This window comes from Mycobacterium bohemicum DSM 44277 (assembly GCF_001053185.1).
In the GTDB taxonomy this organism is placed as follows: domain Bacteria; phylum Actinomycetota; class Actinomycetes; order Mycobacteriales; family Mycobacteriaceae; genus Mycobacterium; species Mycobacterium bohemicum.
In genome coordinates, this window is the sequence record NZ_CSTD01000001.1 from 603,538 (window position 1) to 628,590 (window position 25,053).

The 25,053-nt window shown below is 69.6% G+C and carries 24 protein-coding genes and 1 pseudogene; 13 read left to right on the forward strand and 12 right to left on the reverse strand.

The genetic code is table 11. The features are described 5' to 3' along the window. Nucleotides 1–110 precede the first annotated feature (110 nt). Both BN971_RS26560 and BN971_RS02990 read left to right on the forward strand, forming a co-directional pair. Complete coding sequence (locus tag BN971_RS26560; RefSeq protein WP_170322102.1) at nt 111–695, forward strand: PPE family protein, SVP subgroup; 585 nt, start codon at nt 111–113, stop codon at nt 693–695. Between the two features lie 61 nt (nt 696–756). Further along, on the forward strand, nt 757–1,800 hold the full coding sequence (locus BN971_RS02990; protein ID WP_085181074.1) for a class I SAM-dependent methyltransferase: 1,044 nt from the start codon (nt 757–759) through the stop codon (nt 1,798–1,800). Between the two features lie 10 nt (nt 1,801–1,810). On the opposite strand, the gene BN971_RS02995 is transcribed toward BN971_RS02990, so the two are convergent. Beyond that, a complete protein-coding gene (locus BN971_RS02995) occupies nt 1,811–3,331 on the reverse strand; it encodes an FAD-dependent oxidoreductase (protein ID WP_170322103.1) in 1,521 nt (506 codons plus the stop codon). A gap of 211 nt (nt 3,332–3,542) precedes the next feature. On the opposite strand from BN971_RS02995, the gene BN971_RS03000 reads away from it, so the two are divergent. The 4 genes from BN971_RS03000 to BN971_RS03015 all read left to right on the forward strand — a co-directional run bounded on the left by BN971_RS03000 (nt 3,543) and on the right by BN971_RS03015 (nt 8,575). After that, nucleotides 3,543–4,760 (forward strand): L,D-transpeptidase, encoded by a 1,218-nt coding sequence (locus BN971_RS03000; RefSeq protein ID WP_085181152.1) that lies wholly within the window; start codon nt 3,543–3,545, stop codon nt 4,758–4,760. A 100-nt stretch (nt 4,761–4,860) separates the two neighbouring features. After that, a complete protein-coding gene (locus tag BN971_RS03005; RefSeq protein WP_139027032.1) occupies nt 4,861–5,301 on the forward strand; it encodes a Fur family transcriptional regulator in 441 nt (146 codons plus the stop codon). A 37-nt stretch (nt 5,302–5,338) separates the two neighbouring features. Further along, the gene (gene katG / locus BN971_RS03010) at nt 5,339–7,528 is read left to right on the forward strand and encodes a catalase/peroxidase HPI (RefSeq protein ID WP_245836736.1); all 2,190 of its coding nucleotides are present in this window, start codon (nt 5,339–5,341) and stop codon (nt 7,526–7,528) included. 168 nt (nt 7,529–7,696) lie between these two features. Then, a complete protein-coding gene (locus BN971_RS03015; protein WP_085181076.1) occupies nt 7,697–8,575 on the forward strand; it encodes an alpha/beta fold hydrolase in 879 nt (292 codons plus the stop codon). 7 nt (nt 8,576–8,582) lie between these two features. Here BN971_RS03015 and BN971_RS03020 read toward each other — a convergent pair whose 3' ends face one another. Together BN971_RS03020 and BN971_RS03025 are read right to left on the reverse strand one after the other, a co-directional pair. Beyond that, nucleotides 8,583–9,344, reverse strand: coding sequence for a DUF1906 domain-containing protein (locus BN971_RS03020; protein ID WP_085181077.1), 762 nt, complete (start codon nt 9,342–9,344; stop codon nt 8,583–8,585). Between the two features lie 18 nt (nt 9,345–9,362). Further along, nucleotides 9,363–10,916 (reverse strand): GMC family oxidoreductase, encoded by a 1,554-nt coding sequence (locus tag BN971_RS03025; RefSeq protein WP_085181078.1) that lies wholly within the window; start codon nt 10,914–10,916, stop codon nt 9,363–9,365. Between the two features lie 313 nt (nt 10,917–11,229). Here BN971_RS03025 and manT point away from each other — a divergent pair, with 313 nt between their 5' ends. The 3 genes from manT to mmpH are packed head-to-tail and all read left to right on the forward strand — an operon-like array spanning nt 11,230 to nt 14,292. Further along, the gene (gene manT / locus BN971_RS03030) at nt 11,230–12,483 is read left to right on the forward strand and encodes an MMP alpha-(1->4)-mannosyltransferase (RefSeq protein WP_085181079.1); all 1,254 of its coding nucleotides are present in this window, start codon (nt 11,230–11,232) and stop codon (nt 12,481–12,483) included. Beyond that, nucleotides 12,477–13,235, forward strand: a complete 759-nt coding sequence (locus BN971_RS03035) for a class I SAM-dependent methyltransferase (RefSeq protein WP_085181080.1) — start codon at nt 12,477–12,479, stop codon at nt 13,233–13,235. The genes manT and BN971_RS03035 overlap by 7 nt, the downstream gene beginning before the upstream one ends. A gap of 19 nt (nt 13,236–13,254) precedes the next feature. Further along, nucleotides 13,255–14,292 (forward strand): MMP endo-(1,4)-3-O-methyl-alpha-D-mannosidase, encoded by a 1,038-nt coding sequence (gene mmpH / locus BN971_RS03040; protein WP_372511828.1) that lies wholly within the window; start codon nt 13,255–13,257, stop codon nt 14,290–14,292. Here the strand turns inward: mmpH and BN971_RS03045 are convergent. Beyond that, on the reverse strand, nt 14,279–14,950 hold the full coding sequence (locus BN971_RS03045; protein ID WP_085181082.1) for a class I SAM-dependent methyltransferase: 672 nt from the start codon (nt 14,948–14,950) through the stop codon (nt 14,279–14,281). The genes mmpH and BN971_RS03045 overlap by 14 nt on opposite strands. Before the next feature lie 136 nt (nt 14,951–15,086). Between BN971_RS03045 and BN971_RS03050 the strand changes: the two genes are divergently transcribed. Further along, on the forward strand, nt 15,087–15,779 hold the full coding sequence (locus BN971_RS03050; RefSeq protein WP_090349778.1) for a cutinase family protein: 693 nt from the start codon (nt 15,087–15,089) through the stop codon (nt 15,777–15,779). Nucleotides 15,780–15,811: 32 nt separating this feature from the next. Here the strand turns inward: BN971_RS03050 and BN971_RS03055 are convergent, their stop codons facing one another. After that, a complete protein-coding gene (locus BN971_RS03055) occupies nt 15,812–18,256 on the reverse strand; it encodes a plasma-membrane proton-efflux P-type ATPase (RefSeq protein ID WP_085181084.1) in 2,445 nt (814 codons plus the stop codon). Nucleotides 18,257–18,518: 262 nt separating this feature from the next. Continuing rightward, a complete protein-coding gene (locus BN971_RS25540; RefSeq protein ID WP_245836743.1) occupies nt 18,519–18,827 on the reverse strand; it encodes a hypothetical protein in 309 nt (102 codons plus the stop codon). 134 nt (nt 18,828–18,961) lie between these two features. On the opposite strand from BN971_RS25540, the gene BN971_RS03065 reads away from it, so the two are divergent. Next, on the forward strand, nt 18,962–19,789 hold the full coding sequence (locus BN971_RS03065) for a glycoside hydrolase family 16 protein (protein WP_085181085.1): 828 nt from the start codon (nt 18,962–18,964) through the stop codon (nt 19,787–19,789). Nucleotides 19,790–19,793: 4 nt separating this feature from the next. Here the strand turns inward: BN971_RS03065 and BN971_RS03070 are convergent, their stop codons facing one another. From BN971_RS03070 to BN971_RS03080, 3 genes are all read right to left on the reverse strand, one after another. After that, on the reverse strand, nt 19,794–20,636 hold the full coding sequence (locus tag BN971_RS03070; RefSeq protein WP_085181086.1) for a class I SAM-dependent methyltransferase: 843 nt from the start codon (nt 20,634–20,636) through the stop codon (nt 19,794–19,796). Between the two features lie 93 nt (nt 20,637–20,729). Beyond that, complete coding sequence (locus tag BN971_RS03075) at nt 20,730–21,005, reverse strand: hypothetical protein (RefSeq protein ID WP_249262699.1); 276 nt, start codon at nt 21,003–21,005, stop codon at nt 20,730–20,732. Continuing rightward, nucleotides 21,002–21,673 carry a hypothetical protein gene (locus BN971_RS03080; RefSeq protein ID WP_245836745.1) on the reverse strand — a complete coding sequence of 224 codons (672 nt, stop codon included), beginning with the start codon at nt 21,671–21,673 and terminating at the stop codon, nt 21,002–21,004. The genes BN971_RS03075 and BN971_RS03080 overlap by 4 nt, the downstream gene beginning before the upstream one ends. A 131-nt stretch (nt 21,674–21,804) precedes the next feature. Here BN971_RS03080 and BN971_RS03085 point away from each other — a divergent pair, with 131 nt between their 5' ends. Continuing rightward, nucleotides 21,805–22,815 (forward strand): NADP-dependent oxidoreductase, encoded by a 1,011-nt coding sequence (locus BN971_RS03085; RefSeq protein ID WP_085181087.1) that lies wholly within the window; start codon nt 21,805–21,807, stop codon nt 22,813–22,815. Between the two features lie 3 nt (nt 22,816–22,818). On the opposite strand, the gene BN971_RS03090 is transcribed toward BN971_RS03085, so the two are convergent. Further along, nucleotides 22,819–23,658 (reverse strand): class I SAM-dependent methyltransferase, encoded by an 840-nt coding sequence (locus BN971_RS03090; RefSeq protein WP_085181088.1) that lies wholly within the window; start codon nt 23,656–23,658, stop codon nt 22,819–22,821. 52 nt (nt 23,659–23,710) lie between these two features. Then, on the reverse strand, nt 23,711–24,367 hold the full coding sequence (locus tag BN971_RS03095; protein WP_170322104.1) for an SOUL family heme-binding protein: 657 nt from the start codon (nt 24,365–24,367) through the stop codon (nt 23,711–23,713). A gap of 212 nt (nt 24,368–24,579) precedes the next feature. Between BN971_RS03095 and BN971_RS03100 the strand changes: the two genes are divergently transcribed. Then, nucleotides 24,580–24,834: a hypothetical protein gene (locus tag BN971_RS03100; RefSeq protein ID WP_085181089.1), complete on the forward strand. Its 255-nt coding sequence runs from the start codon at nt 24,580–24,582 to the stop codon at nt 24,832–24,834. Nucleotides 24,835–24,844: 10 nt separating this feature from the next. Here BN971_RS03100 and BN971_RS03105 read toward each other — a convergent pair. Continuing rightward, nucleotides 24,845–25,047, reverse strand: a pseudogene (locus BN971_RS03105) (VOC family protein); the annotation flags it as partial. Nucleotides 25,048–25,053: the final 6 nt, after the last annotated feature.

Consider the following 25,053-nt stretch of genomic DNA (forward strand, 5'->3'; position numbering starts at 1 on the left):
CCGCCACCACCCTCGACACGCTCGCGAGCCTCATCACCATTTTCCTCAGCGTCCCGGCCGACATCGGCGCCCTCGGTGTCGAGGTCCCGCTGGACATCCTGACGGGACCGGTGGATCTCCCGTTCGCCGTCTACGGCACCTACATCGGTTTCCACACCGACGACATCATCAGTGGCTGGAACGGGGAGAAGAGTTGGCCGAGCACGGCGCCGGCCCCGGTCCAGGAGTTCCCCGCGACCCTGACCAACCCGTCCCCCGGCACGTCCTCGGCCGCCCTGGGCGCCGCGGACACCGTCGGCGCCCTTTCCGTCCCGTCGGCGTGGACCGTCGCGGCGCCGGAGGTCCGCCCTCTTGCGCTGGCGTTGCCGGCCAGTGGGATCGACCCCGTCGGCGCGGCATCGACGGAAGCCGGCTCGAGCACGACCATCAGCAACATGGGGCTCGCCGGTCTGACGTCGACGGCCGGTCCGCAGGGCGGCGGGGGCAGCGCCGGCGGCACGGTGGAGGGCGCTCGCGTGCCCGCGCGGATGGGACGTGCGGTGGGTGACGGTGATCGCCCACCGCCACCCGGCACGCCGCGGATCGTGGTCACCGGAGTCGCGGCCAAGATCCGCGAGATCACCAAGCTCCGCGACCAGGGGCGCCTGACCGACGACGAATACGACCGGCTGAAGAACCAACTGCTGGGGCGGTGACCGCCGGTCGGCTCCTGCGCCAGCGTTGGTGCCGGCCCTGAGCGTCCTGTAGAAGGGTCTGGTGGAAGACCACCCGCCCACGTCGTTCGAGCCCTCGCTGCTGCGCGAGGCGATCGTCCGGCGGCTGTACCGCCGATCGGTGGCCGAGGGCCAGATCAGGGTCCCGGCCGTGCCCGCCCTCGTCGACGAATACGTCCAGTTGTGCGGCAACATCTGCGCGACCCTGGGCGTCTGGTACACCCCCGAGCAATCGGCCGCGCTCAGATCGAACCTCGAGGCGGAGCTCGCCAAGGCCTTCAAGGCCTCGCCCCGCTCGGACATCGTGATCTCCTTCCAGGCGCCGTTCGGGACGGGCGTGAACATCCGCGTGAAAGCGGAGTGGCGCACGATCGAGGCCGATTACGAGCAGTGGGTCGGCTTCCGCCCGCCGCCGCTGTTCGGCACCGAGCCCGACGCCCGCGTGCTGGCGCTGGCCGGCGAGGGGGCCGACCCCGCGGCCTGCCGGGTGCTCGACGTCGGCGCGGGCACGGGGCGCAACGCGCTCGCCCTGGCCCGGCGCGGGCACCCGGTGGACGCCGTCGAGATGACGCCGAAGTTCGCCGACGTGATCCGCGAGGAGGCCGAACGCGCATCGCTGGGCGTGCGCGTCATCCAGAGCGACGTCTTCACCGCCACCGAGGGCATGCACGACGAGTACCAGCTGATGGTGCTCTCCGAGGTGGTGCCCGACTTCCGGACGACCGGTGAGCTGCGCGGCCTGTTCGAACTCGCCGCGGACTGCCTGGCGGTGGGCGGGCGCCTGGTGTTCAACGCGTTCCTGGCGCGCCCCGGCTACACCCCCGACGATGCGGCCCGCGAACTCGGGCAGCAGTGCAACGCAATGATCTTCACGCGCGAGGAGGTGGCGACGGCCGCGGCCGGGCTTCCCCTCGAGCTGATCGGCGACGACTCCGCCTGCGAGTACGAGAAGGCGCACCTGCCCGAGGGCGCCTGGCCACCCACCGGCTGGTTCGACGGGTGGGCCAGCGGACTCGACGTGTTCGACGTCGAGCCCGCGGACTCGCCGATCGAGTTGTGCTGGCTCGTCTACCGCAAGGCGGGCTGAACCGGGCGGGTCACTCCCCCGGGTTCGAGGCGCTGAGGTCGCGGGTGGCCGGTCCCTCCAGCAGGGTCCCGTCCGGCGCGAACCGCGAGCCGTGCAGCGGGCACTCCCACGCCTTGTCCGCGTCGTTCCAGTTCACGATGCCGCCCAGGTGGGTGCACACCGGCGACACCCGATGCTCTTTGCCGTCCACCCGGCACCGGGCCTCGAGGTGCCACGGCGGCCCGCTGACGACGCCGCCCTCGTCGGCGCCCGGGTCGCGGCGACGGGTGCGGGTGGCCGGCGTGATCCAGCCCTTCACCATGTCGAAGCCGACCTCGAGATTGGCCTGCAGCGCCGTCGGCAGCCCGGACAGCTCGTGCGGGCTCCAGCTGGCGAACGCCCGCGCCCAGTCCATCCGCCCGCCGAGGATGCCGCTCGCGAGGGCCAACGCCGCGGCCGGCCCGTTCGTCATCCCCCACTTGTTGAAACCCGTTGCGACGTAGATGCTTTCGTTGTTCGGCAGGATAGGGCCGACGTAGGGCAGATCGTCGATGGGCGTGTAGTCCTGCGCCGACCAGAAGTGCGTCTGCGCCGCGCCCGGGTAATGGATGCGAGCCCACGACGACAGCTCCTCCAGCGCCTTCGACGGGCTGCGCTCGCGGCCCACGGTGTGGCCGGCGCCGCCGACGATCAGGCGTTCGCCGTCGGCCACCGGGGCATACCGCACCGATCGCGTCGGGGAGTCGGCGGAGATCATCATCGGCCGGGTGATGTCGCCGGGCACGTGAAAGGCCAGGCAATACGACCGGCTCGGCTTGAGCCGCGCGAAAAACCCGCCGCGGTCCAGGATCGGCATTCCCGTGGCGAGGACCAGCCGCCCGGCCTGAAGTTCCACGTCCCGCCCGTCGGCGCCGTTGACGTACGCCCGCACCGTCTTGCCGCGCCACGACCCCCGCCGCACCCGGGTGTGCTCGACCAGCCGTCCGCCGCGGTCGAGCAACTCGACCGCCAGCGAGTCCAGGAACGGCATCGGGTCGAACTGCGCCTGGTCCGGCAGGCGCACGCCGCCGTGATAGGGAAACGGCACATCGGCGTCGTCGTCCCAGACCGCGGGCAGCCCGACCGCCTGGCACGCCTTCAGCTCCGCCTTGGCCGACGGGACGCCCTCGGCGGACTGGGCGTAGGTGTAGGCGTCCTCGCGTTGCACGGCCACCCCGCGCGCCTCGCAGTGCTGCACCACCCAGTCCTGGCCCTCGCGGTTGCCGTCGACGTAGGCGCGGGCCAGCCGCGTGCCGTGCTTGGCCACGATCTTCGACAGGTGCGTGCCCTGCAGCAGGCTGATCTTGGCGGTGGTGTTGCCGGTGGCGCAGGCGCCGACGGTGCGCGCCTCCACCACCAGCACGTCCTTGCCGGCGCGGGCCAGCAGCACCGCGGTCATCAAACCGGTGATCCCGGCTCCCACGACGATGATGTCCGCGGAGTGGGGTCCTTGGTCAAGCGCGCTTGGCGCCCAAGGTTGTTCGGCTCGCTCGGACAGCCACAACGAAGTCACGCGGCACTGATACCCGGCCTGGCGGCCGGGAAACCCGGCACCGCCCGGACCGGGCCGCGGCGCCCGACTGAGCTGCGCTTCGGTCTTTTCACCGCGTCGCCGGCGGGCTCGCGCGGCGATGTGATTCGCCCGTCGGTTTAGACGGCGACCGCGACGGGCTACCTGATCTACACCATCGCGCCAGCGGACCAAGGATCGGCAGCCCCACATGATGTCACCACGCAGTAACCGGCGCGGGCCCCTCCGGCTCGTGCTCGCCGGGTTGCTCGCCCTCGCCGTGGTCGGCGGCTGTGGTCACCGCGACACTCCCGCGAAAGCGCCTGGGCCGGCGCACATCACGATCACACCGGGAAACGGCGCGCACGGCGTGGACCCCGTCTCGCCCGTCCTGGTGAAGGCCGACTCCGGCACGCTGACCGACGTGCGCATGGTCAACGAGAGCGGCAAATCCGTTCAGGGCGTCATGACCCCCGACAACACCGTGTGGAAGCCGACCGTGCCGCTGGGGTACGGACGCACCTATACGGTGACGGTGAACAGCAGCGGCTCCAATGGCGTTGCGTCGAGCCAAGTTTCGTCCTTCTCCACGCTGCAGCCGTCCAACCAGACGAAGGTGTCCTTCACCACCACGAACGAGGCGGCCCTCACCGACGGCGGCACGTACGGCGTGGGCACGGTCGTCGTCGCCCACTTCGACGAGAAGATCGCCGACCGCGCGGCCGCCGAGCGGCAGCTGACGGTGACCACCGACCCCAAGGTGGACGGCGCCTGGTACTGGGTCGACGGGCAGAACGCGCATTGGCGGCCCGAGCACTACTACGCCCCGGGCACCAGGGTCACCGCCGAGGCCAAGATCTACGGGATTGCGTTGGGCGACGGCCTCTTCGGGCAGGATGACACCAAGGTGTCCTTCCGGATCGGCGACGCCCACGTCTCGATCGCCGACGACGCCACCCATCAGGTGAGCGTGTTCGACAACGGCAAGCTCGTGCGCACGATGCCCACCTCCATGGGGAGGGGCGGCACGGAAACGGTCGGCGGCCAGACCATTTCGCTGTGGACTCCGTCGGGCACCTACACGGTGCTCGACAAGGGCAACCCGGTCATCATGGACTCCTCGACCTTCGGGCTGCCGAAGAACTCGCGGCTCGGCTATCGCGAGACCATCAACTACGCCACCAAGATCAGCACCGACGGGATCTACCTGCACGAGCTCGACGCGACCGTGTGGGCGCAGGGCCACCAGGACACCTCGCACGGATGCCTGAACCTCAACGCCGACAACGCGAAGTGGTTCTACAACTTCTCGGTGCCCGGCGACGTCGTCGAGGTCCGCAACACCGGCGGCCCGCGGCTGAAGCTGGAGCAGAACGGCGACTGGACGCTGAGCTGGGATGACTGGCGCAAGGGCAGCGCGCTGAAGCCCTGACGCCCCGCCGAATGTTGCGTGCGCCACGTTCGGGGCCATTCGTGGGCCACTTCACAAAAGAGTCTTGACTCAGTCCAGATAAGTGGCGCATATTGATGCCGTGTCATCGGCGGCCGATCACGCAGAACAGCTGCGGATGGCCGATTTGCGGGTGACGAGGCCCCGCTTGGCCGTCCTGGAGGCCGTGCACGCCCACCCCCATGCCGACACCGAAACCCTCTTCGCGGCGGTGCGCGCCGCACTGCCCGACGTCTCCCGTCAGGCCGTGTACGACGTGCTCAACGCCCTGACGGCGGTCGGTCTGGTCCGCCGGATCCAGCCGCTGGGTTCGGTGGCGCGTTACGAGTCGCGCGTCGGCGACAACCACCATCACGTCGTCTGCCGGTACTGCGGCGTCATCGCCGACATCGACTGCGCCGTCGGCGAGGCGCCCTGCCTCACCCCGGCGGACGTCGACAACGTTTTGGATGGCTTCGTCCTCGACGAGGCCGAGGTCATCTACTGGGGCAGCTGCCCCGACTGTTCGACGGCTACGACCTGATTGCAGCCCGTTTCACCCCACCCCCGAAAGGAACGTAGTGAGCAATAGCGAGAGCGAAAACCCGGTCATCTCGGCGCCCGAACCCAAGGCGCGCGGCCCGCTGACCAACCGGGACTGGTGGCCCGACCAGGTCGACCCCTCGACGCTGCAGCCACACAACCCGCTGTCCAACCCCCTCGGCGACGACTTCGACTACGCCAGGGAGTTCGCCAAGCTGGACGTCGACGCGCTCAAGCGGGACGTCATCGACGTGATGACCACCTCGCAGGACTGGTGGCCCGCCGACTACGGCCACTACGGCGGCCTGTTCATCCGGATGAGCTGGCACGCCTCCGGCACCTACCGCATCTTCGACGGCCGGGGCGGCGGCGGCCAGGGCATGCAGCGGTTCGCCCCGCTCAACAGCTGGCCGGACAACGTCAGCCTGGACAAGGCGCGCCGGCTGCTGTGGCCGGTCAAGAAGAAGTACGGCAACAAGATCTCCTGGGCGGACCTGATCATCTTCGCCGGCAACTGCGCGCTGGAGTCGATGGGCTTCAAGACCTTCGGCTTCGCGTTCGGCCGCGAGGACGTCTGGGAACCCGAGGAGACCCTCTGGGGCGAAGAGGACACCTGGCTGGGCACCAACAAGCGCTACTCCGGCGAGCGCAACCTCGCCCAGCCGTACGGCGCCACCACCATGGGCCTGATCTACGTCAACCCCGAGGGCCCCGAGGGCAATCCGGACCCCATCGCCGCGGCGATCGACATCCGCGAGACGTTCGGCCGGATGGCGATGAACGACGAGGAGACCGCCGCGCTGATCGTCGGCGGGCACAGCTTCGGCAAGACGCACGGCGCCGGCAGCGGCGACCTGGTCGGCCCCGAGCCGGAGGCCGCCCCGATCGAACAGCAGGGGCTGGGCTGGAAGAGCAGCTACGGCACCGGCGTGGGCAAGGACGCCATCACCAGCGGCCTCGAGGTCGTCTGGACGCCCACCCCGACCAAGTGGGACAACACCTTCCTGGAGACCCTCTACGGCTACGAGTGGGAGCTCACCAAGAGCCCCGGCGATGCCTGGCAGTTCGTCGCCAAGGACGGCGCGGGAGCCGGCACCATCCCCGACCCGTTCGGCGGGCCCGGTCGAGCGCCCACGATGCTGGTCACCGACATCTCCATGCGGGAGGACCCGATCTACCGCGAGATCACGCGGCGCTGGCTGGACCACCCCGAGGAGCTCACCGAGGCGTTCGCCAAGGCCTGGTACAAGCTCCTGCACCGCGACATGGGGCCGATCAGCCGCTACCTGGGGCCGTGGATTCCCGAGCCGCAGCTGTGGCAGGACCCGGTCCCGGACGTCGACCACCCCCTGGTTGACGAGCAGGACGTGGCGGCCCTGAAGAAGAAGGTGCTCGAGTCGGGATTGTCGGTTCCGCAGCTGGTCAAGACGGCCTGGTCGGCGGCCGGCAGCTACCGCAACACCGACAAGCGCGGTGGCGCCAACGGCGCCCGCCTGCGGCTCGAGCCGCAGCGCAACTGGGAGTGCAACGAGCCGTCCGAGCTGGACAAGGTGCTGCCGGTTCTCGAGCGGATCCAGCAGGACTTCAACGCCTCCGCATCGGGCGGCAAGAAGGTCTCGCTGGCCGACGTGATCGTGCTCGCCGGGTCCGCCGCGGTCGAGAAGGCCGCCAAGGACGCCGGGTACGAGATCGAGGTGCACTTCGCGCCCGGACGGACCGACGCCTCGCAGGAGAACACCGACGTGGAGTCGTTCGCGGTCCTCGAGCCGCGGGCCGACGGGTTCCGCAACTACATCCGTCCCGGCGAGAAGGCGCCGCTCGAGCACCTGTTGATGGAGCGGGCCTACCTGCTGGGCGTGACGGCGCCGGAGACGACGGCCCTGATCGGCGGCCTGCGCGCACTGGGCGCCAACCATGGCGGCAGCAAGCACGGCGTGTTCACCGACCGGCCGGGCGCGTTGACCAACGACTTCTTCGTCAACCTGCTCGACATGGGCACGGTATGGAAGCCGTCGGCGACCGCCGAGAACGTCTACGAGGGCAGTGACCGTTCGACGGGCGAGAAGAAGTGGACCGCGACCGCCAACGACCTGGTGTTCGGCTCGAACTCGGTGCTGCGGGGATTGGCCGAGGTCTACGCGCAGGACGACAGCCAGGGCAAGTTCGTCGAGGACTTCGTCGCGGCGTGGGTCAAGGTCATGAACAACGACCGGTTCGACCTGAGGTAAGAGTCGATCGGTGCGACACCCCGACACCCCGCGAGTCACCGGCTCGCGGGGTGTGTCGTGTCAGTGAGTCCAGCCACAAAAATACCAATGGGTAACCTACGGTAGCGTAGGTTGCGTTATCGTCGGTAGAGACCGATGCGTCCACCTACGAGCCGGGTAACTGCTGACATGAGCGAATTGACGTACCTCGAACTGCACGGCGACCGGATCGCCTACCGCGACGCCGGCGACGGCCCCGCCCTGTTGCTGATCCATGGGATGGCGGGCAGCTCGGACACCTGGCGCGCAATCATCCCGCGGCTGTCCAAACAGTTCCGCGTCATCGCGCCGGACCTCCTCGGGCACGGCATGTCGGCGAAGCCGCGCGGCGACTACTCGCTGGGAGCCTTCGCGGTCTTTCTGCGCGACCTGCTCGACGAACTGGGGGTCGACCGGGCAACGGTGGTCGGGCAGTCTCTCGGCGGCGGAATCGCGATGCAGTTCGCCCACCAGCACCGCGACTACTGCGAGCGGCTGGTGCTGATCGGCAGCGGTGGCCTGGGACCCGAGCTCAGCCCGTTGCTGCGATTCCTGTCTGCCCCCGGTGCCGAGTTGCTGCTTCCCGTCATCGCACCGCAGCCGGTGCTGAACGTGGGCGAAAAGCTGGGTTCGTGGCTGACGTCGGCCGGGATTCGGTCACCGCGCACCGGCCAGATGTGGCATGCCTACGCCTCGCTGTCGGATGCCCAGACCCGGCGCGCGTTCTTGCGGACGCTGCGCTCGGTGGTCGACTACCGGGGTCAGGCCGTCAGCGCTTTGAACAAGCTGCACGTCGCGGCCGACCTGCCCACGCTATTGATCTGGGGAGATCACGACCGGATCATCCCGGTCGCGCATGCCTACGCGGCCCACGACGCCCTGGCGGGCAGCCGCCTCGAGGTGATCGAGGGCGTCGGACACTTCCCGCACGCGGAAGCGCCATCGGCCGTCGCGGACATCCTGGAGGACTTCATCGCCTCGACGACGCCCCAGGCGACCACCGAGGGTTCGGTGCCCGCCGGCAGGTGAGGCGGGATCAGCGGTTCAAATCCCACTGCCCGTAGTCCGGGGCGAGGACGTCGTCGATGTCGACGTTGATCCCACCGAGCAGCGGACTCGGGTTGGACGGGCTGTTGACCACGGCCTGATACAGGACGGCCGCGGGCTCACGCTCGCCGTGCGACCAGGCCTTGGTCTGCCACGCCCACCGGTGCCCCGCGCTGCTGGAGTTGCCGATCACGCCGTCGCGGATCGCCCACCCGCATACCCCGGCATCGCCGTAGACGCCGGTGCGGCCGACGCCCAGCACCGAGTTGATGCCCCGAAACCATTGCACCGCAGCGCCGTTCCAGGTGGCCTCGTCGATGTCGTCGTCGACGCTGAAGAAGATCGGCGCCGACGCCGTCCCGCCGGCGGCGTTGTGCAACCGCAGGGCGGTCTGGGCGTCGGCCACCCCGCCGTCGTATCCGCGGGTGAAATCCGACGGGTCGGGCCAGCCGGGTTTGCCGTACTGGAAGTTGCTGACGATGTGCAGGCCCGCGGCGCGCAGCGCGTCGGCATACTCGCGCGTGATCGGTTTGGCCTCGAAGTTGGCGCCCGGTCGCGACTCCGACACGTAGTTGACGACGCCGTCGTACCCGGCCGCCTTGATCTCATCCGGCGGGATCCGCCGCTCGGCGAAATCGATGAGCTGCGTGCCGGCGGCCGAGGCCACGGGCGGGCCCGACACCGTTGCCAGTCCCAGGAAGACCGGCGCGACAGCGAGTTTGAAGGCATCGCGCCGGGTGAATCCGCGCACCGCGCGATGGTAACAAAGTCAGATCCCGTGCTCGGCCTTGACGAACTCGGCCGCGCGTTCACCGATCACCACACACGGGGCCATCGTGTTGCCGCTGGTGATGCGCGGCATGATCGACGCGTCGGCGACGCGCAGACCCTCGACGCCGTAAACCTTCAGGCGCCCGTCGACCACCGACATGGTGTCGCGACCCATCTTCGCCGTTCCGGACTCGTGCCAGTACGTGGTGACGGCGTTGCGCAGGTAGTCGTGCAACCCGGCGTTCGTGAGGTCGCCCGGCATGACCTCGCGCGCCACGAACGGGCGCAGGTCGGCGGAGTTCCCGATTTCGCGCAAGGTTTCGACGCAGGCGACCGCGGCCTTGAGGTCCTCGGGTTCCGACAGGGCGTTCGCTTCGATGCGGACGGGATCGGCCGGGTCCGGCCCCGACAATCGCAACCGGCCCCGGCTCGCGGGGTGCGTCGGCGCGCCGAAAAGGATCCAACTTTCCAGCGGCAGGCCGTATTTCGCGATGTTCTCCGGGGTGGACTTCGGGAACGGCCCCAGGCACGCGAACAAATCCGGCCCCTCGATGCCCGCGGCCCCCGACCCCCAGAACAGCGCCGCCGCCGGCTGGGCGCCGCCGCGGACCGCCTCGGGAAACTCCCACACGCAGTCGAAGCCGTAGTGATCCTGGAAATTGCGTCCCACCCCGGGCAGGTGGTGGCGGACCGGCACCCCGGCGCGACGCAGTTCCTCGGCGTCCCCGACGCCGGATTGCATCAGCACCTTCGGTGTGTGGATCGCGCCGAGCGACAGGACAACCTCTGCGCCGGCCGTGACGCGGTGTACCCCGCCGCGGTGGCGGACCTCGACGCCGGTGGCCCGGTTGCCGTCGAAGAGCACCCGCGTCACCAGCGCGTGCGTCAGCACGGTCAGGTTGGGCCTGCCCAGGTATGGGGCGGTGTAGGTGCGAAACACCGACAGGCGTTTGCCGTCGCGACTGCGCAGGTCCAGGATCGCCGCGCCGCCCGCGCTCTCCATCATGGGGCCGTTGGGGCTCTGGAACGTCGGGATCCCGCCGGCCCGGGCCGCGTCCAAGGTCGCGGTGGCGAGCGGATGGGCGTCGCGGGCGGGTTCGACGAACACGGGCCCGCCCCTGCCGCGATGGCCCGGCTCTCCGGTGCCCTGCCAATCCTCGATCCGCCGGTAGAGCTCGAGCACCGGCCGGTAACCCCAGGCAGGTTCGCCGGATTCGGCCGCGAAGTGGTCCCAGTCGTTGCGGTGCCCGCGCGCCCACACCATGAGGTTGATGCTCGACCCGCCGCCCAGCACTTTGCCCATCGAGAACGGGATCGACCGCCCGGCGAGGCGCGGATCGGGTTCGGAGGCGAACGCCCAGTCGCGCTCGCTGCCGATGTTCGACGGCCACTGCCCCGCCTCGGTCACGGCCGGGACGTCGTCGGTGCCGCCCGCCTCGAGCAGCAAGACCGTCACGGCCGGGTTTTCGGCCAGCCTGCGGGCGATCACCGACCCCGACGACCCGGCGCCACAGACGACCACGTCGTAACGCTCCTCGAGCACAGCATCCACGTGCGACTCCTCCCTCTGGGTTCAGGCAACTAAACCCAGATCACGAGGACGCGGTCCGAAACGTTCAACACCGGGGCCGCGAGCGGTCCGAGGAGCGGGGCGCACGCCCCGGGTGGCATGATCTTCGCGTGGGGGACATTTCCGTGACGACCGGCTTACCGGGCGCCAACGCCCGAGGTCGTTGCGCTCGCTTAGGCGATCGAACTATAGTCTGGACACATGTCCAGTTTGCTGTCACGGGACTCGGGAGTCCGTTGACCGCGATGGGTCCGGCGCCGTTCCCCCATCGTTCACCAGCACAGAAGAGTTGAGTATGCGAATTGCCTTGCTGTCCTACCGTAGTAAAACCCATTGCGGCGGACAGGGCGTCTACGTGCGACATCTCAGCCACGGCCTGGTGGAACTGGGGCACGACGTGGAGGTGTTTTCCGGGCAGCCGTACCCCGACCTGCTCGATCCGCGGGTGCGGTTGACCAGGGTGCCCAGCCTGGACCTGTACCGCGAGCCCGACCCGTTCCGCGTGCCGCGTCCCAGCGAGATCCGTGACTCGATCGACCTGCTGGAGTTGCTGACCGTGTGGACCGCGGGCTTCCCGGAACCGCGCACCTTCACGATGCGGGTCGCCCGGCTGCTGGCCGCCCGGGCCGGTGAGTTCGACGTCGTCCACGACAACCAGAGCCTGGGCGCCGGGCTGCTGGCGATCGCCGACGCGGGCCTCCCGGTGGTGGCCACGGTGCACCACCCGATCACCCGCGACCTGGTGCTCGACGTCGCCGCCGCACGGTGGTGGCGAAAGCCGTTGGTGCGCAGGTGGTATGGCTTCGCCAAGATGCAGAAGCAGGTCGCCCGCCAGATCCCGGACCTACTCACGGTCTCCTCGTCATCGGCCGCCGACATCGTCACCGACTTCGGTGTCTCGCCGGAGCAGTTGCACACCGTGCCGCTCGGGGTGAACACCGACCTGTTCACGCCGGGCGAGCACCCGCGGCAAGCCGGGCGGATCATCGCGATCGCGAGCGCCGACACCCCGCTGAAGGGCGTCCGCACCCTGCTGCACGCGGTGGCCCGGCTGCGCACGCGCCGCAACCTGGAGTTGCGGCTGGTCGCCAAGGTCGAACCCAACGGGCCGACCCACAAGCTCATCGCCGAGCTGGGCATCTCCGACATCGTCCACATCACCAGCGGGCTTTCCGACGCGGACCTGGCGGCGCTGTTCGCCTCGGCCGAGGTGGCCTGCATCCCGTCGCTCTACGAGGGGTTCTCGCTGCCCGCGGTGGAAGCCATGGCGAGTGGCACCCCGATCGTGGCCAGCCGGGTCGGCGCGCTGCCCGAGGTCCTGGGCACCGACGGCGCGTGCGCCGAACTGGTGCCCCCCGCCGACGTCGACGCGCTCACCCACGCCCTCGGCGAACTGCTCGACTCGCCGGAAAAACGACGAAGCCTCGGCACGGCGGGGCGGGCGCGCGCCGTGGACGTGTTCAGCTGGGAAGCCGTCGCCGCGCAGACCGTGCGAATCTACGAGCGCGCGATCGCGCGCCGGGCCGTCCCTGGGGAAGGCCAATGCTGACGGTCGATTTCGAGCGGCTCGGGGTTGGGCCGTCCGTCAAGGTGATCGACGTGGGTTGCGGCGCGGGACGGCATTCCTTCGAGGCGTACCGGCGCGGAGCCGACGTGGTCGCCTTCGACCGCGACGCAGCCGAACTGCGCTCGGTGGAGGCGATCCTGCAGGCGATGGCCGAGGAGGGCGAGGCGCCCGCGACCGCGTCGGCGACGGCAGTTCTCGGTGACGCGCTGAACCTGCCCTACGCCGACGAGACGTTCGACTGCGTGATCGCCTCGGAGATCCTCGAACACATACCGCAGGACGACGCCGCGATCGCCGAACTGGTCCGGGTGCTCAAAGTGGGTGGCACGCTGGCGGTCAGCGTTCCCCGGTGGCTGCCGGAGCGGCTGTGCTGGCTGCTGTCCGACGAGTACCACAGCAACGAGGGCGGCCACGTGCGCATCTACCGGGCCAGCGAGTTGCGCCGCAAGATCGTCGGCGGCGGGATGCGCATGACGCACGCCCATCACGCCCACGCCCTGCACTCGCCGTTCTGGTGGCTGAAATGCGCTGTGGGCGTGTCGAATCCCGATCATCCCGCGGTCGCGGCCTATCACAAGCTGCTGGTGTGGGACCTGATGCGCCGGCCCAAGGCGACCCGGCTGGCCGAGTCGCTGCTCAACCCGCTCGTCGGCAAGAGCGTGGCGATGTATTTCACCAAACCGGGCCGGACGCAAAGCCGGGCGACGCTGGGGTACTCCGTTGCGTCGGGTTGATCCGCCCGGCGTCCCGGGTGTGATCACCCCGGAGGAATGCCGGCAGACCGCGCTCTCGATCGCCGCGGCCCAGGAGCCGTCGGGGGCCATCCCCTGGTTCGAGGGCGGCCACACCGACCCGTGGGACCACGTGGAGTGCGCGATGGCGCTGACGACCGCCGGGCTGATCGAGCAGGCGCGGGCCGCGTTCGAGTGGAGCCGACGCACGCAGCGGCCCGACGGTTCCTGGCCGATCCAGACCCGTTGCGGGGCCGTCGAAGACGCCAACAGCGACAGCAACTTCTGCGCCTATATCGCCACCGGCGTGTGGCATCACGTCCTGGTCACCGGTGACAAGGCGTTCGCCGCCCAGATGTGGCCGGTGGTGGCGAAAGCAACAGACTTCGTCATCGACCTGCAGTTCGGCTACGGCGAGATCTATTGGGCGCGAAGCGAATCCGGCCCCGTCGCCGAGGCGCTGCTGACCGGCTGCGCCAGCGTGTTCCACAGCATCCGGTGCGCCCTGGCGCTGGCGGCACTGGTGGGCGAACCCCAGCCGGAGTGGGAATTGGCGCTGGGCCGGCTCGGTCACGCGATCGCCGCTCACCCCGAGGCGTTCACCGAGAAGGACCGCTACTCGATGGACTGGTACTACCCCATCCTCGGCGGCGCGCTGCGCGGCCCGGAGGCGGCCGCGCGGATCCGGCAGCGGTGGGACAACTTCGTGGTCGGCGACATCGGCATCCGGTGCGTCGACGACCGGCCGTGGGTGACCGGCGCCGAGACCTGCGAGCTGGTGATGGCGCTCGAGGCCATCGGCCACCGGTCGGCCGCGCACCGGCAGTTCGCCGCCATGCAGCACCTGCGCGAGCAGGACGGCTCCTACTGGACGGGACTGGTTTTCGCCGACGGGAAACGCTGGCCCGAGGAGCGCACCACCTGGACCGGGGCGGCGATGATCCTGGCGGCCGACGCGCTGTCGAACACCACGGCGGGCGCCGGCATCTTCCGCGGCGAGGACCTTCCGATGGGCCTGCAGACCGACTTCGACTGCGAGTGCGTGGTCACCGGCCGCTGACGGGCTCCCCCGACTGACCGCTGACCCGTTCGAGCACCCGCAGCGACCCGGTGGCCGAAACCTCCCGGAACTGACCGGAATCGATTGCGCGGCAATAGATGAGGTACGGCGGGCGCCCGCCGTCGCGGGGATCGGGGAACACGTCGTGGATCACCAGGGCGCCGCCGACGGCCACCCATTTCGCCCATCCCTCGAAGTCCTGGTTGGCGGCGGCCTCCGAATGGCCGCCGTCGATGAACAAAAATCGCAGCGGCGTCCCCCATCCCCGGGCCACGACCGGCGACTTGCCGACGACCGCGACGACGTGGTCGTCCAGGCCGGCGGCATCGAGGGTGCGGCGAAACGTCGGGAGCGTGTCGAACAATCCGGTGACCTCGTCGACCATCGAGGCGTCGTGGAACTCCCAGCCGGGTTGATGCTCCTCGGAGCCGTGGTGATGGTCGACGGTGTAAAGCACGGCGCCGGTCTGCTGGGCCGCGGCGCCGAGCAGCAGCGTGGACTTGCCGCAGTAGGTGCCGATCTCGACGCCGACGCCGGCCTGCAGGTACCGCCGCGCGGCGTCATACAGCGCGCGGCCCTCGTCGGGCGGCATGAAACCTTGCACCTGCTCGGCCAGGGCGAACAGGCGATCGGGTGCGGTGGTCTCGGCGGGGCTCATCAGCCGAACCTATCGGTTGTCGCGGCCGCGCAAACAGGGTGGTCGAAGCCCGGTCCGCGCCGCCGCGCGCGGCCGCCGATGAGCGTTTGCCCTGAGAGTCGCGGTTAGGCAGCGGCCCACCCGCCGCCGACTTACCATCGGGACTGTGCCTGCCCGCAAACTGGTTCACGTCGGCCTGGCGGCGGTCGTCACCGCGGCCGCATTGGCCGCACTGGTCGCATTGGGCGTTGCGGTGCCGTCCGGCCCACCCACCGCCGCGGCCGTGAACTGCCCGCAAGTCCAGGTGGTCTTCGCCCGCGGCCGATACGAACCACCGGGGCCGGGCGTGCTGGGCAGCGCGTTCATCGACGCGCTGCAGTCCAAGGCGGGCAACAAGAACATCGGCGTGTACGCCGTGCGCTACCCCGCGGACACGCAGATCGACATCGGCGCCAACGACATGAGCCACCACGTCCAGGACATGGTCAACAACTGCCCGAACACCCGGCTGGTGCTGGGCGGCTACTCACTGGGCGCCGCGGTCACCGACGTGGTGCTCGCGGCGCCGATCAGCGCGTTCGGTTTCGACAGCCCGCTGCCGCCGGGCATCGACCAGCACGTCGCCGCCGTCGCCCTGTTCGGCAACGGCAGCCAATGGGTGGGGCCGATCACGAACTTCAACCCGATCTACAGCGACAGGACCATCGAGCTGTGCCACGGCGACGACCCGATCTGCAACCCGGCCGACCCGCACACCTGGCAGGCCAACTGGCCGCAACATCTCGCCAATGCCTACATCCAGGCCGGCATGGCGAACCAGGCGGCCGACTTCGTCGCCAGCAGGATCTAGGCGATCGCACCACACAGCTGTCCCCAGCGGCGTCAGACTCGGGCGCCGGCGATTTCAGACTTGTCGCGGCGAGGATGGCGGTCGAGCCACCAGTAGGCGGCGAGCTTGACCCGGTCGTTGAATAAAAACCACACCACCGCGTAGGCCCACACGACACCGGCCCAACGCCACCCGAGCGGCGTCATCGCCGCACCGTACACGGCGATCAGGGTGGCCACCGTTTGCGCGGTGATGACCGCGCCCAGCAACAACCGTGCGGGCGCGGGCCCTGACCAGAACGGGCCGCGGGAGCGGGTCAGGAAGATGGTCAGCTGGCCGGCGACCGACAGCTTCAGGTAGATCATGGTGCGGATCAGGTCGTGGTTGAGGCCGAAGACCTTGTCGGCGATGAAGAACAGCGTGAAGGTCGCGACGACACCGACGACACCCAGTACGGTCGCGATGGTCAGCACCGCGCGCATGTCCCACTTGACGGGCTTGGCCGAGCCGCGCACGTGATCGTAGGCGATCGACAGGATCGCGCCGTCGTTGAGCAGCGCCAGGAACACGATCATCGCGGCGGTGACCGGGAAGAAGTTCATGAAGACCACGGCCAGGGTGATCAGCAGCAGTACCCGGATGGTTTCGGCGATGCGGTAGGTGGCGTAGCTGGTCAGCCGGGCGAAGATTTCGCGGGCGAGCCCGATCGCGGACACGATCACCGACAACCCGGGCGCCAGCAGCACCACGTCCGCGGCTGCGCGGGCCGCGTCGGTGGCCCCGGATACCGCGATGCCGGCGTCGGCCTGCTTGAGGGCGGGGGCGTCGTTGACGCCGTCGCCGGTCATCCCGACGATATGCCCGCGGGCCTGCAATAGCCGCACGATGCGGTACTTGTGCTCGGGGAACACCTGCGCGAACCCGTCGGTCCTCTCCACCCGCGCGCCGAGGTCGTCGCCGTCAGCGGCGTCGTCGAGCATGCCGGCGTCGAGAATCTGCTCGCCCAGGCCGACCTGACGGGCGATCTCGCGGCCGATGGCGACCTGGTCACCGGTGACCATCTTGACGTCGATGCCCAGTTCCCTGGCGGCCGCGATGGTCGCCGCGGAATCGTCCCGCGGCGGGTCGGCCAGCGCCAGCACACCCATCAGTCGCCAGGAACCGTCGCCGTCCGTACGGGCCACACCCAGGGATCGGTATCCGCGGGTCGCGAACCGTTCCACCACGTCGTTGACCTCGGCGGCGGCGCCATCACCGTCGCACAGCGCGGCGATGACCTGGGGCGCTCCCTTGCTGACCCGGAAAACCCGACCGCCGGAGTCGCGGACCAGCGCTTCCGTGCGCTTGCTGACCGGGTCGAACGGGACGAACCGGTCGACCGACGCCCACGGCCGCCGCTCGCCGACGGCGGTGAGCACCGCCAGATCGATGGGGTCGTTGTCTTCGGCGCGCGAAGCCAGCGCGGCCGCGACCAGCAGCTCGTCCTCGCTCACGGCGGTGGCGGTCCAGCGGGCGGTGAGCGCAAGCCGGTTCTGAGTCAGGGTGCCGGTCTTGTCCGAGCACAACAGGTCGATGCCGCCCAGCTCCTCAACCGCGGGCAGGTGGCTGACCACCGCCTCGTGGCGCGCCAGCTGCCGCGCGCCGATCGCCATGGTCACCGACAGCACCGCCGGCAGCGCCACCGGGATCGAGGCTATGGTCACCACCAGCGCGAACTCCAGCGTCTGCAGCACCGGGTTGCCGCGGACCAGCGATATCACCACGGTCAGGGTGACCAGCGCGAGCGCGATCACGATCAGGTAGTTGGCGATGCGGAGCACCGCGCGCTGGAAGTGACTGACGGTGCCGGCGCTCTCGACGAGCGCGGTGGTCTTCCCCATGTATGACGACGCCCCCGTGGCGCACACCAGGGCGTCGGCCTCACCGCGGACCAGCACCGACCCGGAATACACGCTGTCGCCCCGCCCGCGGCTGACGGCCAGTGATTCGCCGGTGAGCGCCGACTGATCGACCTCGAGGGTGACGTCGTCGAGGACGCGCAGGTCGGCCGGCACCACGTCACCGAGCCGCACGCGCACAACATCGCCGGGAACGAGCTCACGCACCGCCACCGTGAGCCATGCGCCGTCGCGCAACACCCGCGCCTCGGTAGCCAGCCGCTGCTTCAGCGCCGCGATCGCGTTGGCCGCCTGGTGCTCCTCGAAGAAGGCGACCAGCCCGTTCATCGCCAGCAGTACCCCGATGATCGCCGCGTCGGTCCAGTGCCGGGCGGCCACCGACAACGCCAGAGCGACCTCGATCATCCACGGTATCGGCGCCCAGAAATAACCCAGAAACTCCAGCACCGGATTGCGCTGCCGTTCGGCGATTTCGTTGGGGCCGTAGCGCTCCAGCCTCTGCTGGGCCTCGGCCGTCGTCAAACCCGCTGCGGAGCTGCCCAATTCGGCCAGTAACTGGGGCAGGGGCAACTCGGTGAGCTTGTCGGTGGCATGTGTCACCGCTGCTCTCCCTCCAGGATTCGTCGCGTGCCATCGACATTGGCATCGTCGCCGGAGAGAAACTAGGGCCGAAACGCCTCTAGTCGACGGACCTTCGCCGGCGACGCGACGGGCGCACGGACATCAGCAGAGGGGGCTGCCGGACGGTTTTGCCGCCGGGGCTATAGATGCGATATGCCGGGTCAGGTGAACCGGTGAGCCGAAAACCCTGAAGGTCGCCGTTGAATTGCTCCGGCGACGGGATTTTTCGGGGACGCGAAATTCAGGCCGGGGTGTTGTTGCTGGTGCAGATCGTGAAGTCGCGGGTGGCCGACGTGGCGGAACGCTGGCGGAACCGGGCGGAGGGGTGGCGGCGCATGGCTTCCCCGCGCTCGCGGGCGTGGCGCTGGGCAGCAAGCCATACCGGGTGCGAGTGCAGGAAAATGACCGTTGCTCCTGATGAATTCGCCACGATCCCCAACTCCTCCCAGGTCCGACCTGTAATGCCATTAACGGTGGTTATCGGTTCGTGATTCCAGGATGCCCCCCATTTCCTGAGACCAAACCACGCCCGAAGATGAAAATTGGCCATGAATTCCTCCCTATTTCCGTCGGCGCCTTGGGGCGGCCGCCTCCGGGCGGAGTGGCGCGAGGGACGTTAGCGGCTGCCACCGACAGCTTTTCGGTTTCGGGGCCAACCGCACCGGCTGCTATCGTCGCTTGCTTATGCCGGAGATGGATCGCCGCCGCATGGTGCTGACGACCGGGATCGGGGTGCTGGCCACCGCCATGCCGATCCCCGAGGCCCGCGCCCTGCCGCGCCGGATCGCACCGCCCGCCGCCCCCAGCGGCCAGACCGGAACCTACGTCTTTCAGGACGAGTTCGACGGCGCGGCCGGCTCGGCCCCCGACGCGTCGAAGTGGACGGTGGCGCGGGCGCGCGAGCAGATCAAGGACCCGACGTATTGGGAGCTGCCGGAGCACATCGGTCAATACCGCGACGACCGGCAGAACGTGTTCCTCGACGGCAAGTCCAACCTGGTGCTGCGCGCCGCCAAGGACGGGCCGACCTACTACAGCGGCAAGGTGCAGAGCCTCTGGCGCGGCGGCGTCGGCCACACCTGGGAGGCCCGCATCAAGCTGGACTGCCTGACCCCCGGGTGCTGGCCTGCGTTCTGGATGGGCAACGAGGGCGAGGGCGAGATCGACACCATGGAGTGGTACGGCAACGGCAGCTGGCCGTCGGCCACCACCGTGCACGCCAAGGCGAACGGCGGCGAGTGGAAGACCCACAACATCGCCGTCGACAGCGCCTGGCACACCTGGCGGGTCCAGTGGGACGAGGCCGGGATCCGCTTCTGGAAGGACTACGCCGAGGGCGCCCAGCCCTATTTCGACGTGCCGGCGAGCTCGCTGCCGGACTGGCCGTTCAACGGCCCCGGCTACACGGTCTATCCCGTCTTCAACCTCGCGGTGGCGGGGTCCGGCGGCGGGGACCCCACCTCGGGCAGCTACCCGGCCCAGATGCTCGTCGACTACCTGCGAGTTTGGTAAGCGCTCACCGAGTCAGCAGGGCGAAGGCGCTCCACGACCGGCCGCCCGGGCGCCGCGGATCCGGTTCCGGCAGCCACGTCAGCGGGCGCATCATCAGCGGCAGGCGTTGCAACCGCCGGGCCGCCTTGTACAGCGCTTCCCACCTGGCCACGCGCCAGCCCAGATCCTCGAAGAAGGCCAGCCCGTTCTCGGGCGCGAACCGGAACGGGGCGTTCTGCATCATGCCGGCCATCTTGTCGTTCATCATCTTCTTCAGGCCCGGACCGCCGAAGTCGAGCATCCACCACGCGACCTCCGGTCGCTGGAAGGCCGCCGAGAGCGCGGCGACGTCGGCGTCGTCGAGATAGACCAGCAGGCCCTCGGTCAGGATCAGCGCCTTGCTGGCGCCGCGCAGCGCCTCGTCGAGGAAGGCGTCGCGGGCCCGCGGGTCGGCCAGGTCGACCGCGGTCCGCGTCAACCGGCAGCGCGGTACCTGGTCGGCGAGCAACTCCGTTTTTTCGCCGAGGAGCCTCGGCAGGTCCCCCTCGATCCAGGTCAAGTCGGCCGGCAGGTCGAGGCGGTAGGGCCGGGTGTCCAGGCCGGCGGCCAGGTTCAGCACCCGGTCGCAACCGTTGGCGATGGCGTCGGCGATCGCATCGTCGATGAGCTTGGTGCGCGCGACCAGCCACCACCCGTCGCGGGTCCCCCTGGGGGCCTTGGCGACGATCGCCCGGCCCTGGTCACCGGCGAGGCGTTCGGCGAGCGGGTCGTGGAACAACGCGTCGGGACGGGCTGATTCGGTCGCCCGGTGGAGCGCCGTCCACCGCGCCGTGTCGGACACATGGGTGATCGCGCCGCTGGCTGCCATACGTTGCGTTATAGCAGCACGCGCTATTGCCCGGCCTTGCCCCCGGCGAACCAGGCCTCCGTCACCGCCCGGGTCTGCGGGGGCCGGGAGCGGTCAATGCAGGTGCCCTCGCCCTGGCCGGGCAGCCACAGTACGGCGGGGTTGGGGCCGCAGGGTCAGCGCGAACGGATCGGGTGTCGCGGGGCCCTGCACGGGCGGCAGCGCGCCCGAGTACGTCACCCGGTGCAGGCTCCGGTTCCACGGATTGTCGACGCACAGCAGTCTTCCGGGCGTCGACGGCCAGCAGGCGTTGGCGGTGGCCGCGCTCGGTGAGCAGTAGTAGACGTTGTCCGCGACGGCCGACGGCGACGGGAGCCGGGCGGCGGTCAATCTCCGGCGAACCACACCGTGGTGACGGCGCGAGTCTCGGGCTGCGGAAAGTGGGGGTTCGCTGCGCCCAGTTGGCCGACTTTGACCGTCCAAACCAGACTCGAACGGTCGATGCAGCTCCCGGCGCCCTGGCTGGGCAGCCACAGCACCGAGGTGTTCGGGTTGGCGGAGTCGCAGCTGTAGACGCCCACGTAGCCGTCGTCGCGCCCACCCCAGGCGCCGCCGTGGCGAAGCGTGCAACGTGTGCCGCCGTCGAGAACCAGCGCAAACGGGTCGGGTGTTGCGGGGTGGAGCACGGGCGGGAGCTGACCGCCGTAGGCCACCCGATTCAACCGATTGTCCCAGGGGTTGTCCACGCACAGCAGCGTCCCGGGGGTGGACGGCCAGCACGTGCCGGCGTCGGCCACCGCGGGCAGGCACGAGTAGATGTTGTCGGCCACGGCCGACGGCGACGGTGTCGTGCAGTCGTTGACGGCGGGAAGGTTACCGTCCGGAGGCACCTCGTGGTAGCCGTTGACCGGCTGTCCGTTGGGCCCGACGGCGACCGCGGTGATGACCTGGGTGGGCGGCGGATCGGCGGCCGCCGGCCCGACCGGCGAACACACGGCCATCATCATGGTGAAGATCGACGGCAGGGCAACTCGCGACACCACATGCACCGGGCTCACCTCTTCATCCAAACCCCCGGTGCAGCTTATAGCGCTCCCCTCCCGCGCGCCGTTGGTCGATCGGGCGGTACGGCCTTGCGTGCGTCGCGGCCGGTGGCTGGTCTTCGGGCGTCCTTGGGTACCGTGCGTTCATGACCGAACGAAACCGCCGCTTCCTCCTCCGCGAACGACCCAGCGGACGCATCGGGCCGGACACCTTCGAGCTGAGGGAGGAGGCGGTTCCCGAGCTCGGCGACGGGGAGGCGCTCGTTCGCGTCGACTGGATCTCGCTCGACCCGACGAACCGCATGTGGATCAACGACACCCCCACATATCTGCCGCCGGTCGGCCTCGGCGAGGTCATGCGCGCCGCCGGGCTCGGCCGGGTCGTGGCGTCGAAGAATCCCAATTACGTTGTCGGGCAGACGGTTCAGGGCCTGCTCGGCTGGCAGGAGTATGCGGTCGTCTCGGCCACGTCGATGGTCAATCCCGTCGACGTCGCCGAGGGCGTCTCGCCGAGCGCCTATCTGGGTGCGCTGGGCATGACCGGGCTCACGGCATGGGTCGGGATCCGCGACATCGGCAAGCCGCAGCCGGGCCAGACGGTCGTCGTGTCGGCGGCGGCGGGCGCGGTCGGCTCGGTCGCCGGGCAGCTCGCCAAGGTCTCCGGCGCGCGGGTGGTCGGCATCGCCGGCGGACCGGAGAAATGCGCGCTGCTCACCGAGCAGCTGGGGTTCGACGCGGCCGTCGACCACCGCGCCGATGACTGGGCCGCCCAACTCGCCGCGGCGACCCCGGACGGCATCGACGTCGACTTCGAGAACGTCGGTGGCCAACTCATGGACGCGGTGTTCGCGCGGCTCAACATCGGCGCCCGCGTCGCGCTCTGCGGGCTGATCTCCGGCTACAACGCGGCCGATCCCCCGCCGGGCCCGCGGGCGTTCGGCAACCTGCTCGTGCAGCGGGCCATGGTGCAGGGCTTCATCGTCCTCGACCACTTCGGCCGGGCCGCGGAGGCGATCGGAGAGATCGGCGGCCTCATCGCCGACGGCAAGCTCAAGCCGCTGGAGACGGTGGTCGAGGGCTTCGAGCAACTGCCCACGGCGATCAACATGCTCTTCGACGGCAAGAACGTCGGCAAGCTGGTCGTCAAACTCGGCTGACCGTCAGCCGAACTCGAGCAGCGTGTAGGCGCCGCGGAACGCCTTCGTAGGCCCGAACTGCCAGAAGCTCGGGTAGAGGGTCCCGAAGAACGTGCCCCGGCCCGTGGGCATCGGGAGGTCGTGAACCGCCCGCACGCCGGGCATGGTGTGGACCAGATCCGCCAGTTGATTCGGCGAGAGGCTGAACGGCATCGGCGGCACCCGGTAGTGCTTGGACGAACGCAGCCCCTTGCGTCCGGCGACCCTCTTGACGATCGTGGGCGGCAGGTCGAAGAACATCTGCCCGCCGGGCAACCGCTTGGCGCACTGCGCGATCAGCCCCATCGCCTCGGACGGTTGCAGGTACATCAGCAGGCCCTCGGCGGTGACGAACACCCCGTGGGTGGTGTCGACCTTGTCGATCCAGCTGTAGTCCAGCGCGGATTGCGCCAGATAGGTGATCCGCGGCGACTGCGGGAGCAGCCGGCGGCGCAGTTCGATGACCGGCGGCAAATCGACTGACACCCAGGCGAATTGGGCGTCGGGCAGGGCCCGGTCCAGCCGCCAGAAGGTGGTCTGGAAGCCTTCGGCGAGCGCGACGACGGTGGCCTTGGGGTGCGTTCCGAGGTAGTCGATCGCGCACCGGTCGACGGCCAGGGAGCGCAACGCCATCTCCTGGCCCCTGCGCCCGAATTTCTCGAAGTCGAAGTCGATGGAGTCGACGAGGCGGACGGCCATCGGGTCATCGATGATCGGGTCGGGGAGCCCGGCCTGATGGGCCCTGCCGTAGAGGGTCATCAGGGCCGTCTCGGAGACGCCGGTCAGGATGCTGGCGTCGACCTTCTCGTTCGCTGCGCGTTCCATCACGCCAGACCGTACCGGCTTGGGGCTGTGGCGGGGGCGTCCGGCACCGCGGCTAGACCGGTGCCTGTTCCGCGTCCACCGGGACCGCGATCTCGCTGCGGCGTACCATGGGCAGCGTCCAGGGCGGGTCGTAGAACCACGCCTCGGCGTCACCTGTGGGCTCGATCCCGTTGTCCTGCAAGGCTTTCAGCAGATCACTGGTGCGGGCGGCGACCGCCTTGGGGCTGCGGTCGCCGCTGAATCGCAGCACCGCCACGGTCTCGGGGGCCACGGTGACCAGCCGGACCCGATCGTCTTTGGGCGTCGGCAGCGTCTCCATCGTCCACTTCGAGGGCATGAAGAACCGGATCACCGAGCCGTTCTCGCCGCCGGTGGCCTGGACCACCGGCGCGGTCATCGCGATCTGCTGGCCGCCCCGCGCCGACTGCTGGCTGACGGGTGCGGTCATCGCGATCGCCTGATTGCCGCGATTTCCGCCGAAGATGTAACCCGCCAGCCTCCGGAAGCCCTCGTTGCGGGCGCTGTTCTCGTCGTCGAGGACCGTCGTCTCGGCGGCGATGCGCGGGCCGTAGCGGCGAATTTCGACGGAGTCGGTGAGCTGACGGCTCGTGTACTTCGGTTCCTCGGCGCCGACGCGGATGCCGACGACGCCCAACATCCCCTCGACAACCTGCTCGGCCAGCTTGATGGGGTTCAGCAATGGGTTCATCGGGATCGTGCCTTCCGTATCGCGGGGCCGGGCGGGGGGTCGCCCGGTGCTCCCCCATGATTGCCCGGTTTGCCGGATTGGGCCACCTCCCCGGCGCCAGCCCGCGCAGAGTCCCCGGCGCGGCCGGTTGGGATCGGTAGCGGCGCCGGCGTCCTGTACTTGCGGCAACGACGTCGCCAAGGGGGCGGCGCCACACGAAAGGAAGTCAGCAGATGAAGATCGTGCCCGCCAGCATCGAAGAGCAGATCAACCGGGTCGACCGGCAGCGCAGCCTCTACATCGGGATCAGCGCCGGCCTGGTCACCGCGTGGAGCGTGTTCCGCCTGTTCTGGACGCTGTACATCGGTATGACGTTCGGCTGGTTCCTCGGGTCGATGATCTTCCAGGTGGTGCTCTGGGGAGTGGTCGGCACCGTCGCGGGGGTCGCGGCCGTCGGGTTCCTCGCCCGGTACCACCGGGGGTCATGAACCTCGCCGCTCAGCGCACTTGCTGGATGCGGATCAGGTTGCCGGCGGGATCCCTGACGGCGCAATCGCGAAGGCCGTGCGGTTGCTCGGTCGGTTCCTGGACGATGTCGGCGTCGCGGGCCTGGAGCCGCTCGAACGCCCCGTCGAGATCCGGCGTGGCCAGCAGGAGCGGCGCTCGTCATCGGTGATGCCGGGGTTGGCGGCCGGCGGGTTGCTCCG